General features: G+C 63.0%; 12 protein-coding genes. 6 read left to right on the forward strand and 6 right to left on the reverse strand.

The features are described 5' to 3' along the window. Window positions 1-13 precede the first annotated feature (13 nt). From dnaJ to grpE, 3 genes are all read right to left on the reverse strand, one after another. Complete coding sequence (gene dnaJ / locus ACF8GB_RS06805; RefSeq protein WP_023533145.1) at window positions 14-1138, reverse strand: molecular chaperone DnaJ; 1125 nt, start codon at window positions 1136-1138, stop codon at window positions 14-16. 191 nt (window positions 1139-1329) lie between these two features. Beyond that, entirely contained in the window at window positions 1330-3255 is a 1926-nt protein-coding gene (gene dnaK / locus ACF8GB_RS06810) for a molecular chaperone DnaK (protein WP_197844611.1), read from the reverse strand. Between the two features lie 101 nt (window positions 3256-3356). Next, the gene (gene grpE, locus ACF8GB_RS06815; RefSeq protein WP_078477978.1) at window positions 3357-3914 is read right to left on the reverse strand and encodes a nucleotide exchange factor GrpE; all 558 of its coding nucleotides are present in this window, start codon (window positions 3912-3914) and stop codon (window positions 3357-3359) included. Between the two features lie 193 nt (window positions 3915-4107). On the opposite strand from grpE, the gene recN reads away from it, so the two are divergent. Beyond that, complete coding sequence (gene recN / locus ACF8GB_RS06820) at window positions 4108-5781, forward strand: DNA repair protein RecN (RefSeq protein ID WP_023533129.1); 1674 nt, start codon at window positions 4108-4110, stop codon at window positions 5779-5781. Window positions 5782-5882: 101 nt separating this feature from the next. Here recN and fur read toward each other — a convergent pair whose 3' ends face one another. Continuing rightward, the gene (fur, locus tag ACF8GB_RS06825) at window positions 5883-6287 is read right to left on the reverse strand and encodes a ferric iron uptake transcriptional regulator (protein WP_023533128.1); all 405 of its coding nucleotides are present in this window, start codon (window positions 6285-6287) and stop codon (window positions 5883-5885) included. A gap of 97 nt (window positions 6288-6384) precedes the next feature. On the opposite strand from fur, the gene ACF8GB_RS06830 reads away from it, so the two are divergent. Beyond that, window positions 6385-6912 carry an outer membrane protein assembly factor BamE gene (locus ACF8GB_RS06830; RefSeq protein WP_023533140.1) on the forward strand — a complete coding sequence of 176 codons (528 nt, stop codon included), beginning with the start codon at window positions 6385-6387 and terminating at the stop codon, window positions 6910-6912. A 120-nt stretch (window positions 6913-7032) separates the two neighbouring features. Here ACF8GB_RS06830 and ACF8GB_RS06835 read toward each other — a convergent pair whose 3' ends face one another. Next, the gene (locus tag ACF8GB_RS06835; protein WP_023533169.1) at window positions 7033-7473 is read right to left on the reverse strand and encodes a type II toxin-antitoxin system RatA family toxin; all 441 of its coding nucleotides are present in this window, start codon (window positions 7471-7473) and stop codon (window positions 7033-7035) included. 163 nt (window positions 7474-7636) lie between these two features. Between ACF8GB_RS06835 and smpB the strand changes: the two genes are divergently transcribed. Continuing rightward, entirely contained in the window at window positions 7637-8119 is a 483-nt protein-coding gene (smpB, locus tag ACF8GB_RS06840; protein WP_023533119.1) for an SsrA-binding protein SmpB, read from the forward strand. A 169-nt stretch (window positions 8120-8288) separates the two neighbouring features. On the opposite strand, the gene ACF8GB_RS06845 is transcribed toward smpB, so the two are convergent. Next, window positions 8289-9056: an FCD domain-containing protein gene (locus ACF8GB_RS06845; protein ID WP_058604769.1), complete on the reverse strand. Its 768-nt coding sequence runs from the start codon at window positions 9054-9056 to the stop codon at window positions 8289-8291. 254 nt (window positions 9057-9310) lie between these two features. Here ACF8GB_RS06845 and ACF8GB_RS06850 point away from each other — a divergent pair, with 254 nt between their 5' ends. The 3 genes from ACF8GB_RS06850 (at window position 9311) to ACF8GB_RS06860 (ending at window position 15069) form a co-directional block, all read left to right on the forward strand. Then, window positions 9311-10981, forward strand: coding sequence for a lactate permease LctP family transporter (locus tag ACF8GB_RS06850; RefSeq protein ID WP_058604770.1), 1671 nt, complete (start codon window positions 9311-9313; stop codon window positions 10979-10981). 63 nt (window positions 10982-11044) lie between these two features. After that, on the forward strand, window positions 11045-12190 hold the full coding sequence (gene lldD, locus ACF8GB_RS06855) for an FMN-dependent L-lactate dehydrogenase LldD (RefSeq protein WP_100850852.1): 1146 nt from the start codon (window positions 11045-11047) through the stop codon (window positions 12188-12190). 74 nt (window positions 12191-12264) lie between these two features. Continuing rightward, window positions 12265-15069 carry an FAD-binding and (Fe-S)-binding domain-containing protein gene (locus tag ACF8GB_RS06860; protein ID WP_392526737.1) on the forward strand — a complete coding sequence of 935 codons (2805 nt, stop codon included), beginning with the start codon at window positions 12265-12267 and terminating at the stop codon, window positions 15067-15069. The last annotated feature ends 101 nt before the right edge of the window (window positions 15070-15170 follow it).

The raw sequence follows: 15170 nt of genomic DNA on the forward strand, positions 1-15170 counted from the left end.
AGCCTTTTCCTTGTCAGAGATCGCCGAAGAAGCGCTTCACGCCATCGAACCAGCCACTGGCCTTGGGCGAATGGGAGCTGTCGCCTTCGAGCGAATCACGCAGCTCTTCGAGCAGTTCGCGCTGACGACGGCTGAGGTTGACCGGCGTTTCCACCGCCACGCGGCACAGCAAATCACCCGCACCACCACCGCGCACAGGCGCCACGCCCTTGCCACGCAGGCGGAACTGCTTACCGGTCTGGGTGCCTTCAGGGATGCGCAGCTTGACCCGACCATCGAGGGTTGGCACTTCGAGTTCGCCACCCAGCGCAGCGTCGGTGAAGCTGATCGGCACTTCGCAGTACAGGTGCTTGCCATCACGCTGGAAGATCTCATGCTCACGCACGTTGATCACCACGTACAGGTCGCCGGTCGGCCCACCGTGCGCGCCAGCTTCGCCCTCGCCCGACAGGCGAATGCGATCACCGGTGTCGACACCTGCTGGCACCTTGACCGACAGGGTCTTGTATTCCTCGACCCGGCCTTCGCCATGGCAGGCCCCGCAAGGGTCGGTGATGATCTTGCCCTGGCCATGGCAGCGCGGGCAGGTCTGCTGCACCGAGAAGAAGCCCTGCTGCATGCGTACCTGGCCGATACCACCGCAAGTGGGGCAGGTCGACGGGGTGGAACCTTTCTTCGCACCGCTGCCATCGCACGGCTGGCAGTTGACCAGCGTCGGCACGCGAATGCTGACCGTGGTGCCGCGCACGGCTTCTTCCAGGTTCAACTCCAGGGTGTAACGCAGGTCGCTGCCGCGCTGAGCGCCGCCGCGTCCGCCACCCCGGCCACCACCGAAGAAGTCGCTGAACACATCACCGAAGATGTCGGAGAAGTTAGCGCCCCCGAAACCGGCCCCGCCGCCACCCATGCTCGGATCGACGCCGGCATGGCCATATTGATCGAACGCCGCGCGCTTGCTGGCATCCGACAGGACCTCGTACGCCTCGTTGGCTTCCTTGAATTTGTCTTCGGACTCTTTATCACCCGGGTTGCGGTCGGGGTGGTACTTCATCGCCAACCGGCGATAGGCCTTCTTGAGGTCAGCATCCGTGGCGCCGCGCTCGACACCCAGGACCTCATAATAATCACGCTTGGACATAGGTCATTTACACCTTGTTGGGCGTCCGGCATCTGCGCCGCGCCGTCAGCATCTGCTCCCCACGGGGGGCTGACAAATGCTGCAAAAATTCTCGAATTCCAGATACGTCAACGCGGGAGCAAGCCCCCGCGCGGCGACATCCTACCAGTTCACCGCCAAACGGCGGTGCACTGGCCGACAACTTGCAGGAATTACTGCTTGTTGTTGTCTTTCACTTCTTCGAACTCGGCGTCCACCACGTCGTCGTGCTTGGCTTCCGGCTCGGCCTGCTGCGCGCCGCCCTGAGGCTGTTCGGCCGACTGCTCGGCGTACATTTTCTGGGCAACCGGTGCAGAGACCTTGGACAGCTCTTCGACCTTGGCGTCGATGGCAGCCTTGTCGTCGCCTTTGACGGCGGTTTCCAGGGCAACCACGGCCGCTTCGATGGCAGTCTTCTCTTCAGCGGTGACCTTGTCACCCGCGTCAGCGACCATCTTGCGGGTCGAGTGAACCAGTGCATCACCCTGGTTACGGGCAGCGGCCAGTTCTTCGAACTTGCGGTCTTCCTCGGCATTGGCCTCGGCGTCACGCACCATGCGCTCGATTTCTTCGTCCGACAGGCCGGAGTTGGCCTTGATGACGATGGACTGCGACTTGCCGGTGGCCTTGTCTTTGGCGCTGACGTGCAGGATGCCGTTGGCGTCGATGTCGAAGGTCACTTCGATCTGCGGCACGCCACGTGGCGCTGGCGGAATGTCAGCCAGGTCGAACTTGCCCAGCGACTTGTTCTGTGCCGCCTGCTTGCGCTCGCCTTGCAGCACGTGAATGGTCACCGCCCCCTGGTTGTCGTCAGCAGTCGAGAACACCTGCGACTTCTTGGTCGGGATGGTGGTGTTCTTCTCGATCAGCGAAGTCATCACGCCGCCCATGGTTTCGATACCGAGGGTCAGCGGGCTGACGTCCAGCAGCAGGACGTCCTTCACGTCACCGGCCAAGACTGCGCCCTGGATGGCAGCACCCATGGCGACGGCTTCGTCCGGGTTCACGTCCTTGCGCGCTTCCTTGCCGAAGAAGTCGGCAACGGCTTTCTGAACCAGCGGCATACGGGTCTGACCGCCGACCAAGATCACGTCGTCGATCTTGCTGGCGTCGATACCGGCGTCCTTGAGCGCGATGCGGCAAGGCTCGATGGTGCGGCTGACCAGGTCCTCGACCAGCGATTCCAGCTTGGCGCGGGAAATCTTCACGTTCAGGTGCTTCGGACCGGTTGCATCTGCAGTGATGTACGGCAGGTTGACGTCGGTCGACTGGGCCGAAGACAGCTCGATCTTGGCCTTTTCAGCAGCTTCCTTCAGGCGCTGCAGGGCCAGTGGATCGTTCTTCAGGTCCATGCCGGACTCTTTCTTGAACTCGTCGACGAGGTAGTCGATCAGGCGCATGTCGAAGTCTTCGCCACCCAGGAAGGTGTCGCCGTTGGTGGCCAGTACTTCAAACTGGTGCTCGCCGTCGACTTCGGCAATTTCGATGACCGAAACGTCGAAGGTACCACCACCCAGGTCATAGACGATCACGGTGTGGTCGCCCTTGGCCTTGTCCATGCCGTAGGCCAGTGCAGCGGCGGTCGGCTCGTTGATGATGCGCTTGACGTCCAGACCGGCGATGCGGCCGGCGTCCTTGGTGGCCTGACGCTGGCTGTCGTTGAAGTAGGCCGGTACGGTGATGACCGCTTCGGTCACAGGCTCGCCGAGGTAGTCTTCGGCGGTCTTCTTCATTTTCTTCAGAACTTCGGCGCTGATCTGCGGTGGCGCCATGTCCTTGCCGCTGGCCTGGACCCAGGCGTCGCCGTTGCTGGCCTTGACGATCTTGTAAGGCACCAGCTTGATGTCTTTCTGTACGACGTCTTCTTCGAAGCGGCGGCCGATCAGGCGCTTGACTGCGAACAGGGTGTTGTGCGGGTTGGTCACGGCCTGGCGCTTGGCCGACTGGCCGACCAGGATTTCGCCATCGTTGGCGTATGCCACGATCGATGGGGTGGTACGCGCACCCTCGACGTTCTCGATGACCTTGACGTTACCGTTTTCCAGCACGGAGACGCACGAGTTGGTGGTCCCCAGGTCGATACCGATGATCTTGCCCATGTTAACTCTCCCGAAACTTGAATGAGGTAGCAGCGGCTACTGCGGCCAACTGCGGTAATACTTGAAGGCTTGACACCTAGATGGGGATGCCCGAAAGGATTTCAAGCCTTTTCATCGATAGAAGGTTGCGCTGCGCTCGGCGCCTTGCTGACCACCACCATGGCGGGGCGCAGCAGGCGGCCATTGAGCAGGTAGCCCTTCTGGAACACGTTCAGTACGCTGTTGGGTTCGACCTCGGCGTTTTCCTGCATGGCCATGGCCTGGTGGTGCTCAGGGTTGAACGGCTGACCATGCGGATCGATGGCTTCGAGGTTGTAGCGCTTGAGGGTGTCCTGGAACATCTTCAGGGTCAGCTCGACGCCCTCGCGGATCTGCTTGACGTGTTCGTCCTGGGCGCTGGAGTGAGTCAGGGCCAGTTCCAGGCTGTCGATCACAGGCAGCAGGTCGGTGGAGAACTTCTCCAAGGCGAACTTGTGCGCCTTTTCCACATCCTGCTCGGCACGCCGGCGAATGTTCTGCAGTTCGGCCACGGTACGCAGTGACTGGTCCTTGGCCGCGGCCAGCTGTTCTTCGAGTTCCAGCACGCGGGCATCAGCTGCGTTGTCGGCACCGGTTTGCTCGACGTTGAGGTCTTTCTCGTTCAGCTGCTCATCAGCCATGGGATATCTCCTGCGCAATTTGGTGGACTGCGAGCCAGGCTCGCCGGTGATGTGGCGTATATGGGGCCGGAAAATACAGCTTCAAGGGGCAGCCTGGTTTTTACGCCTTGAAGCGTTTGCACCAAAAGGGCATTGGCAGGCTGGAAAAAACTACTGTATAAATAACCAGACATGACTTTCTGGAGTCGCCCTCATGCTGGTGCACCTGTCCATTCACAACTACGCCATCGTCGAACACCTCGACCTGGAAATCGCCCGCGGCATGTCCGTGATCACGGGCGAGACAGGTGCGGGCAAGTCGATCATGCTCGATGCCCTGGGCCTGGCCCTGGGCGACCGCGCCGACAGCGGCGTGGTACGCCCCGGCACCGACAAGGCCGACATCCTCGCCACGTTCGACCTGGTCGACATCCCCGAGGCCCACACTTGGCTCGCCGAACGTGACCTGGCCAGCGATGGGCTGTGCATCCTGCGGCGTGTCATCACTGCCGAAGGCCGCAGCCGTGGCTATATCAACGGTACGCCCTGCCCCCTCGGTGACCTCAAGGCTCTGGGCGAGCTGCTGATCGACATCCACAGCCAGCACGAGCACCAGTCCCTGCTCAAGGCCGATACCCACCGGCGCCTGCTCGACGAGTACGCCGGGGCCATCGACCTGGCCCGGCAAGTGCAGATGGCGGCCAAGCGCTGGAACCAGACCCGGCTCGAACTGGAGCGCCTGTCCAATTCCGGCGACGAACAGCGTGCCCGTCACCAACTGCTCAGCTACCAGCTCGAAGAGCTGGACAACCTAGGCCTGGGCGAAAACGAGCTGGAGCACCTGGAGCAGGAGCACAAGAACCTCACCAGCGCCGAGGCCCTGTTCGGCATTTGCCGCCAGGTCATCGACCAGTGCAGTGAAAGCGATTCGGGCAATGTGCTTGGCGCGCTCACCTCCAGCCTCAACCGGCTGGGCGCTGCCAGCAACGCCCCCAAGGCACTGTCGGAAGCGGCCAACCTGATTGCCAGCGCGCAGATTCAGGTGGAAGAAGCCGTGGGCGAACTCAACCGCTTCCTCGACAATTTCGATGCCGACCCCATGCGCCTCCAGGCCCTGGAAGAGCGCCTCGACACTATCTACACCCTGGCGCGCAAACACCGGGTGCACCCCACGGAGCTACCGCACCTGCAGCAGCAGTTGATGGAGGAGCTCGAAGGGCTCAACGCCAGCGATGAATCCCTGGAGCGCCTGGGCGAAGAAATGGCTGCATTCGCTCAGCACTATAAAGAGAAGGCCCGCGAACTGAGCGGGTTGCGTCAGCATGCCGCCAAGCAACTGGCAGAGGCGGTCGAGCAGGAAATCCAGCGCCTGGGCATGCCCGGTGGCCGCTTCTGCATTCAGCTCACGCCCAATGACACGGCCGACCTATCACCCAATGGGCTGGAGCAGATCGAATTGCTGGTCAGCGCCAACCCCGGCCAGCCTCTCAAGGCGCTGTCCAAAGTCGCCTCGGGCGGCGAACTGTCCCGGATCAGCCTGGCGATCCAGGTCATTACGGCACAGACGTCGCGCATCCCTACCCTGGTATTCGACGAAGTGGACGTGGGTATCGGCGGGCCTACGGCGGAAATCGTGGGCCAGCTGTTGCGTCGCCTGGGCGAACGCGGCCAGGTGCTGACCGTCACCCACCTGCCTCAGGTAGCCGCCCAAGGGCATCACCACCTGTTCGTGCACAAGGTCCGCGAGAGCGATACCACGCACACGGCCGTGGCCAGCCTTGGCAAACGCGAGCGGGTCGAAGAAGTGGCGCGCATGCTGGGTGGCATCGACCTGACCAAGGAATCGCTGGCCCATGCGCGCAAGATGGTGGTCAGCGGCAAGGCCTGAGGCACTTCGGCACAGGGCCGGAATAACGGTCACCACCACCGTTTGCAGAAAAAACAAAGGCGACCCCAGGGTCGCCTTTGCTGTTCAGAACGAAGTAATCGTTACTTCTTCTTACGCACATAAAGGACCAGGTTGTGGTCCACCAGCTCGAAACCATGCTCTTCGACGATTTCACGCTGACGCTTCTCGATCTCGGCGTCCATGAACTCGATGACTTCACTGGTATCCACGTTGACCATATGGTCGTGGTGACCGCCATCGGCCAGTTCGAACACCGCATGACCGCCGTCGAAGTTGTGGCGAACCACCAGACCTGCTGCTTCGAACTGGGTCAGTACACGGTACACGGTGGCCAGGCCAACATCCTCGCCTGCCTCCATGAGGGCCTTGTACACATCTTCGGCGCTCATGTGACGCTGCTCGGCAGAGTCGAGCATTTGAAGGATCTTGACTCGAGGCAGGGTCACCTTGAGACCGGCTTTGCGCAATTCGCTATTTTCAACCATGGTCAGCTTTCTCGCCGATGCTGCTTCGCAGCTTCTCTTAATACGGGTATGATCGGTGTTTACGTTGTCCAGCCAAGATAGTGGAAGTCGCCCACCGATGCAAAACACCAAGCTCTTGCTAACCAGCCTCACCTTCGTGGGACTGCTCGCACTCGCCGGTTGCTCGTTTCCCGGGGTTTACAAAATCGACATCCAGCAGGGCAATGTCGTCACGCAGGACATGATAGACCAATTGCGTCCGGGAATGACCCGGCGGCAAGTGCGGTTTATCATGGGCAACCCTCTGATTCAGGATACGTTCCACACCAACCGGTGGGACTACCTCTACAGCCTGCAACCTGGTGGCGGTCAGCGCCAACAGGAACGCATGAGCATTTTCTTCAATGAAAGCGACCAGCTGGTAAGCCTGTCTGGCGACTTCATGCCGGGCGTCAGCCGCGACCAGGAAATCCTTGGTGGCAGCGGCGACACCACGGTCAGCCCAGGTGCCAACGGCGAGCAGCCGGCAGCCCAACCGGAAGAAAAACCGGCCAAACCAGGCTCGGTCGAGGAATCCATCCAGCGCGAGATCGACACCATCGAAACCACGCCAGTGCCTACACCGGCACCGCTGGAAACGCGCTAAACGCGCTGATACGAAAAAGCCCGGACAGTGTCCGGGCTTTTTCATTGCTGCAAGAGACGCTTCCAATCGAGCGTCACCGCTCCCTGCCACTTGAGTGTGGCCATACCTCGATTGCAACCCTTAGGAAGCAGCGTACAACTGCTTGGCACGCTCGCAAAACGCATCCACCAGGGTATTGGCGGCCTGATTGAACAGCGGCCCCAAAGTGGCGCGCACCAATGAGCCGGCATAGTCGAACGACAAGTCCAGGCTGATCTTGCAGGCCTTCTCACCCAAGGGCTTGAACACCCAGATGCCGTGCAGCTGAGAGAACGGCCCCTCCTCCAGGTTCATCTCGATGGATTGCCCCGGCACCAGCACATTACGGGTAACGAAGTGCTGGCTGATACCGCCTTTGGCCACCTCGAGCTTGGCGCGCATGTGAGTTTCGCTGGCTTCGAGCACCGTCGAGTCGGAACACCAGGGCAAGAAGTCCGGGTAGCTGGCCACATCGTTTACCAGGTCGTACAAGGCCTGGGCGGGGTATGGCAGCAGGGCGGAGCGTTGAATATGGGTAGTCATCCAGGCGTCACTTCCAAGGCTGGGTGGCGGTGCTTCGCAGCATTCCGATTACAGGTTCTGTACCTATGACAGTGCAGGTATTGTCCGGTATTCATTCCAGTGGCTCAAGCACGCAGAAATCCCATAGCGGACGACGCGCGGACTTGCCTATAATGCCGTCCCTATGGCTAAGCAAAAAAAACATCCGACCGGGACCATCGCGCAGAACAAGAAAGCGCGACACGATTACTTCATCGAGCACAAGTTCGAGGCCGGGCTGGTCCTGTCCGGCTGGGAAGTAAAAAGCCTGCGAGCCGGCAAGGCGCACCTCGTTGACAGCTATGTGCTGCTCAAGGACGGTGAGGCCTGGCTGTTCGGCAGCCACATCACCCCGCTGACCACCGCCAGCACCCACGTCATCGCAGACCCCATCCGCACCCGCAAGCTGCTGCTCAACAAGCGTGAGCTTGAGCGCCTGGAAGCGGCCGTGGCGCAGAAGGGTTATACCTGCGTGGCATTGGCGCTGTACTGGAGCAAGCACCTGATCAAGTGCGAAATCGCACTGGGCAAGGGCAAGAAGGAATACGACAAGCGCGATACCGTGCGCGAACGCGATTCCAACCGCGAGCTGCAGCGGGCCGTACGCAACAAGGGCAAGGAAGACTAACGTTTGCCCCCTTCCCCGCCGAGTGATGGTACGGGCAGCTAGTTGCCCGATCTTTTCCTCAAAGGGATGTGTACCTGCCGTGAACAGCACGTCGCCCGCAGCGGCCTGCTGTTCACGCGCACACTCGCCTGCACAAATACCCCGCGCACACTCGCCTGCACAAATACCCTTAGTGCCCGTTGCGTCGCTCCGCCCGCGCGACCCGCTGCGCCTCTTCGTGCGCCTCTTCAAGCACCTCCTGCACGTACAGAATGTGCCGGCTGGACACCTCCCGCGCATCCTCGGCCCGACCTTCGACAATCGCCAGGTACAACTCCCGGTGCTGACTGATCAGCATGTCGCGCGTTTCGCTGCGTTGCTGGTACATGCCCCCGATGTTGGTGACCACGTTGCGCTTGAGCAAGTCGAACAACCCGCGGATGGTATGCAGCAGCACGGCATTGTGACTGGCCTCGGCAATGGCCAGGTGAAAACGCGCATCGGCGGCGCCTTCTTCGGCCCGTGTGACCTCCCCTGCCCGCGCGTAGCAGTCCTGCAGCACGTCGAACGCCTCCTTCAAGCGAGCCCGGTCGGGTGCAGTGGCGCGCTGGGCAGCGTAATAGGCACAAGACGCCTCCAGGGTGTGGCGGAACTCCAGCAGGTCGTGTTGCGCCTGGGGGCTGTGTTCGAGCAGTTGCAACAACGGGTCGCTGAACGTGGAGCCCAGCGACTGCGCCACATAGTTGCCGCCGCCCTGCTTGCTGACCAGCAAGCCCTTGGCCACCAGTTTCTGGATCGCTTCGCGCAACGACGGGCGTGATACCCCGAACTGCTCGGCCAGCACACGTTCGGCCGGCAGCCGCTGGCCCGACGTCAACGTGCCTTCCAGAATCATCCCTTCCAACCGATCGACAATGTCGTCGGACAGGCGCCGCTGGCGGACCTGATCAAAAACCATCACACGCTCTCCACGAATCCCGGCTGATATCCGGGGCATCCATTCTCGCCGATCCGCAGCCGGCCGACACCCACCAGCGCTCGTTTTTCATGCCACATCACCTGCCCGCTTATCGGCATTCGACCAAAGTGCTGCCTCGGACAAATTGACACACCCCCGTGTGCGCTTTTAACCTAGCGGCGAGCCATTGTAAATTGGTCTTACCAATTATCCAGGGCCAGCGCATGACCAACAACAATTAGGGGCCACCCCATATGCAAACCTGGCAACAACTCTACAGCCCGCTGGGCAGTCTCGGCCTGTCCGCCCTGGCGGCGGTCATCCCCATCGTATTCTTCTTCCTGGCCCTGGCCGTCTTCCGCCTCAAAGGCCACGTCGCCGGCAGCATCACCTTGGGTCTGTCGATCCTGGTGGCGATCTTCGCCTTCAAGATGCCTGTCGACATGGCCCTGGCCGCTGCCGGCTACGGCTTCCTCTATGGTCTGTGGCCCATCGCCTGGATCATCGTCGCGGCCGTGTTCCTGTACAAACTCACGGTCAAGAGCGGCCAGTTCGAGGTGATCCGCAGCTCGGTGCTGTCGATCACCGACGACCAGCGCTTGCAGGTGCTGCTGATCGGTTTCTGCTTCGGCGCCTTCCTGGAAGGGGCGGCCGGCTTTGGTGCGCCGGTAGCGATCACCGCCGCGCTGCTGGTGGGCCTTGGCTTCAACCCGCTGTACGCCGCAGGCCTGTGCCTGATCGCCAACACCGCACCGGTCGCTTTCGGCGCGCTGGGCATCCCGATCATCGTGGCAGGCCAGGTCACCGGCATCGACGCCTTCCACATCGGCGCCATGACCGGTCGCCAGCTGCCGTTGCTGTCGCTGTTCGTGCCTTTCTGGCTGGTGTTCATGATGGACGGCCTGCGCGGCGTGAAAGAAACCTGGCCCGCAGCCCTGGTGGCCGGCCTGAGCTTCGCCGTCACCCAGTACTTCACCTCGAACTTCATCGGCCCGGAACTGCCGGACATCACCTCGGCCCTGGCCAGCCTGATCGCCCTGACCCTGTTCCTGAAAGTGTGGCAGCCCAAGCGCTCGTTCGCAGCGGCCACCGGCAGCGTTGGCGCGGCCGTGGTGCAAACCGGTGGCAGCCAGCCAAGCCCCTACAGCCTGGGTGAAATCTTCAAAGCCTGGTCGCCGTTCCTGATTCTCACGGTGCTGGTCACGATCTGGACCCTCAAGCCCTTCAAGGCCGCGTTCGCCCCGGGCGGTGCGATGTACAACTTCGTGTTCAACTTCGCCATCCCGCACCTCGACCAACTGGTGATCAAGACCGCCCCCATCGTGGCCGCGCCTACGGCCATGCCGGCCGTGTTCAAGCTCGACCCGATTTCTGCCACGGGCACCGCGATTTTCCTGTCGGCGCTGATCTCCATGGCCGTGCTCAAGATCAACCTCAAAACTGGTCTGACCACTTTCAAGGAAACCCTGTACGAGCTGCGCTGGCCCATCCTGTCCATTGGCATGGTGCTGGCCTTCGCCTTCGTGACCAACTACTCCGGCATGTCCTCGACCATGGCCCTGGTACTGGCTGGCACCGGCGCGGCGTTCCCGTTCTTCTCGCCGTTCCTGGGCTGGCTGGGGGTGTTCCTGACCGGTTCGGACACCTCCTCCAATGCCCTGTTCAGCTCGTTGCAAGCCACCACCGCACACCAGATCGGCGTGAACGACACCCTGCTGGTTGCAGCCAACACCAGCGGCGGCGTGACCGGCAAGATGATCTCGCCGCAGTCGATCGCCGTGGCGTGCGCCGCCACCGGCCTTGTGGGCAAGGAGTCCGACCTGTTCCGCTTCACCGTCAAGCACAGCCTGTTCTTCGCCACCATCGTCGGCCTGATCACCTTGGTGCAGGCCTACTGGCTGACCGGCATGCTGGTTCATCACTAAAGTGAAAGGGGCCGGGCAGCCCACATTGCCCGGCCTTACTCACCTGCCAAGCTGCGAGAGCCCATGATCATTTCCGCCTCTACCGATTACCGCGCCGCCGCCCAACGCAAGTTGCCGCCCTTCTTGTTCCACTATGCCGACGGCGGCGCCTACGCCGAGTACACGCTGCGCCACAACGTTTCGGACCTGGCCAGCATCGCCCTGCGCCAGCGCGTGCTGAAGAACATGTCCGAACTCAGCCTGCAGACCGAGCTGTTCGGTGAAACCCTGAGCATGCCCGTGGCCCTGGCCCCGGTCGGCCTGACCGGCATGTACGCCCGTCGTGGCGAAGTGCAGGCGGCCCGTGCGGCGGCCGCCCACGGCATCCCGTTCACGATGTCCACCGTTTCGGTCTGCCCCATCGAAGAAGTGGCCCCGGCCATCGACCGGCCGATGTGGTTCCAGCTGTACGTGCTCAAGGACCGCGGCTTCATGCGCAATGCCCTGGAGCGCGCCAAGGCCGCCGGCGTTCGCACCCTGGTGTTCACCGTCGACATGCCTACTCCCGGCGCCCGCTACCGTGATGCCCACTCGGGCATGAGCGGCAAGAACGGCCCGCTGCGGCGTATGCTGCAAGCCATGACCCACCCGCAGTGGGCATGGGACGTGGGCGTCATGGGCCGCCCGCACGACCTGGGCAACATCTCCACCTACCGGGGCAACCCCACCGGCCTGGCCGACTACATCGGCTGGCTGGCCAACAACTTCGACCCGTCCATTTCCTGGCGCGACCTGGAGTGGATCCGCGAGTTCTGGGACGGCCCGATGATCATCAAAGGCATCCTCGACGCCGACGATGCCCGCGATGCGGTCAAGTTCGGCGCCGACGGCATCGTCGTGTCCAACCACGGTGGCCGCCAGCTCGACGGCGTGCTATCCAGTGCCCGCGCCTTGCCGGCGATTGCCGACGCGGTGAAGGGCGACCTGAAGATCCTGGCTGACTCCGGCATTCGCAGCGGCCTGGACGTGGTGCGCATGATCGCCCTGGGCGCGGACACCGTGCTGATCGGCCGGGCCTTCCTGTATGCCCTGGCAGTTCATGGCCAGGCGGGGGTGAAGAACCTGCTGGAGCTGTTCGAGAAAGAAATGCGCGTGGCCATGGTGCTGACCGGCACCAAGTCCATCGGCGAGATCACCCGCGACTCGCTGGTACGCGAACTGGGCGCCTGAGCGCCTGCCTGAAACACCGCCTGATTACCGGGGCACGCGCCGCACCAGACGTCGCGGCCCCGCGAGGAGACTGCATGAGCCTGCCTGCTGCGTTTCTGCGCGATGCCGAGCGCCTGATACCTGCCGAGCGTCGCTTCGACGACCCGACCTCTACTCTGGCCTTCGGCACCGATGCCAGCTTCTATCGCCTGATCCCCAAGCTGGTGGTGCGCGTGGAGTCCGAGGCCGAGGTGGTCGGCCTGATCAAGCTGGCCCAGCGTGAGCGAGTGCCCATCACCTTCCGCGCTGCCGGCACCAGCTTGTCCGGCCAGGCCATCAGCGATTCGGTCCTGATCGTGCTGGGCGATAACTGGAACGGGCGCGAGGTGCGCGGCCAGGGCGAGCAGATCAGGCTGCAGCCGGGTGTCATCGGCGCCCAGGCCAATGCCTGGCTGGCGCCGTTCGGGCGCAAGATCGGCCCGGACCCCGCCTCGATCAATGCTTGCAAGATTGGCGGCATCGTCGCCAACAACGCCAGCGGCATGTGCTGCGGCACGGCGCAGAACACCTACCACACCCTGGCCGGCCTGCGCCTGGTGCTGGCCGACGGCACCTGCCTGGACAGCGAGGACCCGGCCAGCGTCGCGGCCTTCCAGAAAAGCCACGCCCCCTTGCTCGACGCCCTCGCCCGCCTGGGCCGGGAGACCCGCGCCAACACGGCCCTGGCCGAGCGCATCCGGCACAAGTACCGGCTCAAGAACACCACCGGCCTGTCGCTCAATGCCCTGGTGGATTTCGACCAGCCGCTCGACATCCTGCAGCACCTGCTGGTCGGCTCCGAGGGCACCCTGGGTTTCATCAGCGCGGTGACCTACGACACCGTGCCCGACCACCCACACAAGGCCAGCGCCCTGCTGGTGTTCCCCAGTGTCGAAAGCTGCTGCCGCGCCGTGCCGATCCTCAAGCGCCAGCCCGTGTCGGCGGTGGAGTTGCTGGACCGGCGCAGCCTGCGCTCGGTGCAGGACATGGCCGGCATGCCGGTGTGGGTCAAGGGCCTGTCGGCCAATGCCTGCGCGCTGTTGATCGAATCCCGCGCCGCCAGCCAGACCCTGCTGCACGAGCAGGTGCACCAGGTGATGGCCTCGATTGCCGAGTTCCCCCTGGAACAGCAAGTGGATTTCAGCGAAGACCCGGTGGTGTACAACCAGCTGTGGAAGATCCGCAAGGACACCTTCCCCGCCGTGGGCGCCGTGCGCCAGACCGGCACCACGGTCATCATCGAAGACGTCACCTTCCCCGTCGAGCAACTGGCCGAGGGCGTCAACCGCCTGATCCAGCTGTTCGACCAGCACCGCTACGACGAGGCGATCATTTTCGGCCATGCGCTGGAAGGCAACCTGCATTTTGTCTTCACCCAGGGTTTCAACAGCGCCGAGGAAGTGGCTCGCTACCAGGCTTTCATGGACGACGTGGCGCAGTTGGTGGCCGTGGAGTTCGGCGGCTCGCTCAAGGCCGAGCACGGCACCGGCCGCAACATGGCGCCCTTCGTGGCGCTCGAATGGGGCCAGGATGCCTACCAGCTGATGTGGCAGCTCAAGCGCCTGCTCGACCCTAACGGCATTCTCAACCCTGATGTGGTGCTCAGCGAAGACCCGGCCATTCACCTCAAGCACCTCAAGCCGCTGCCGGCTGCCGACGCGATCGTCGACAAGTGCATCGAATGCGGTTTCTGCGAGCCGGTGTGCCCGTCCAAGGGGCTGACCCTCAGCCCGCGCCAGCGCATCGTCATGTGGCGGGATATCCAGGCCAAGGAACGCAACGGCCAGGATACCCGCGCCCTGCGCGACACCTTCCAGTACCAGGGCATGGACACCTGCGCTGCCACGGGGCTGTGTGCCCAGCGCTGCCCGGTGGGCATCAACACCGGCGAGCTGGTCAAGAAGCTGCGCGCCCAGGCGGCCGAACGTGGCAAGACCGCCGACTGGTTGGCCGAACACTTCAAGACGGCCATGGGCGGCGCGCGCCTGTCCCTGACCGCCGCCAATACAGCCCGCAAGCTACTGGGCGCGCCTCGTCTTAACCGCTTGAGCGCCGTCCTGAGCAAGACCAGCAAAGGCCGCGTGCCCCGCTGGACCCCGGCGATGCCCCAGCCTCTGCGCCCTGTGCGCGTAGGTGAGGCGAGCAACGACCCGCGCCCGCGCGTGGTCTACCTGGCTGCCTGCGTGTCCAAGGTCATGGGCCCTGCGTATGCCGATCGCGAGCAGAGCTCGTTGCTGGACAAGACCCGCAGCCTGTTGGAGAAAGCGGGGTATCAGGTCGTCTTCCCGGAGAATGCCGAAAGCCTGTGCTGCGGCCAGCCCTTCGCCTCCAAAGGCTACCCCGAGCAGGCTGAACACAAGCGCCAGGAGCTGATCAATGCCTTGCTGCACGCCAGCCGTGGCGGCCTGGACCCGATCTATTGCGACACCAGCCCCTGCACGTTGCGCCTGGTCCAGGACCTGGGGGATACCCGTTTGGACCTGTACGACCCCGTGCGTTTCATCCGCACGCACCTGGTCGACCGGCTTACCTTCACCCCGCAGGATGAACCGGTGGCCGTGCATGTGACCTGCAGTACGCAGCACTTGGGCGAAAGCCAGGCCCTGATCGACCTGGCGCGGCGGTGCAGCACCCAGGTGGTGATACCGGAAGGCATTCATTGCTGTGGGTTTGCTGGCGACAAGGGCTTCACCACCCCGGAGCTCAATGCCCATGCCTTGCGCAGCCTGAAGGATGCCGTGCAGTACTGTGGCGAGGGCATTTCTACCAGCCGCACCTGTGAGATTGGCTTGTCGACCCACAGTGGCATCGATTATCACGGGCTGGTGTACCTGGTGGATCGGGTGACCCAGGCGCGGTAGCTGGAGCCCCGCGTTCGATGCTGGGAGCCTGGGGCCGCTGCGCGGCCCATCGCGGCACTAGGCCGCTCCCACAGTACATCCGAGCAGTATTCAAATACGCA

This window comes from Pseudomonas sp. xss_4 (assembly GCF_043104125.1).
GTDB lineage: Bacteria > Pseudomonadota > Gammaproteobacteria > Pseudomonadales > Pseudomonadaceae > Aquipseudomonas > Aquipseudomonas parafulva_B.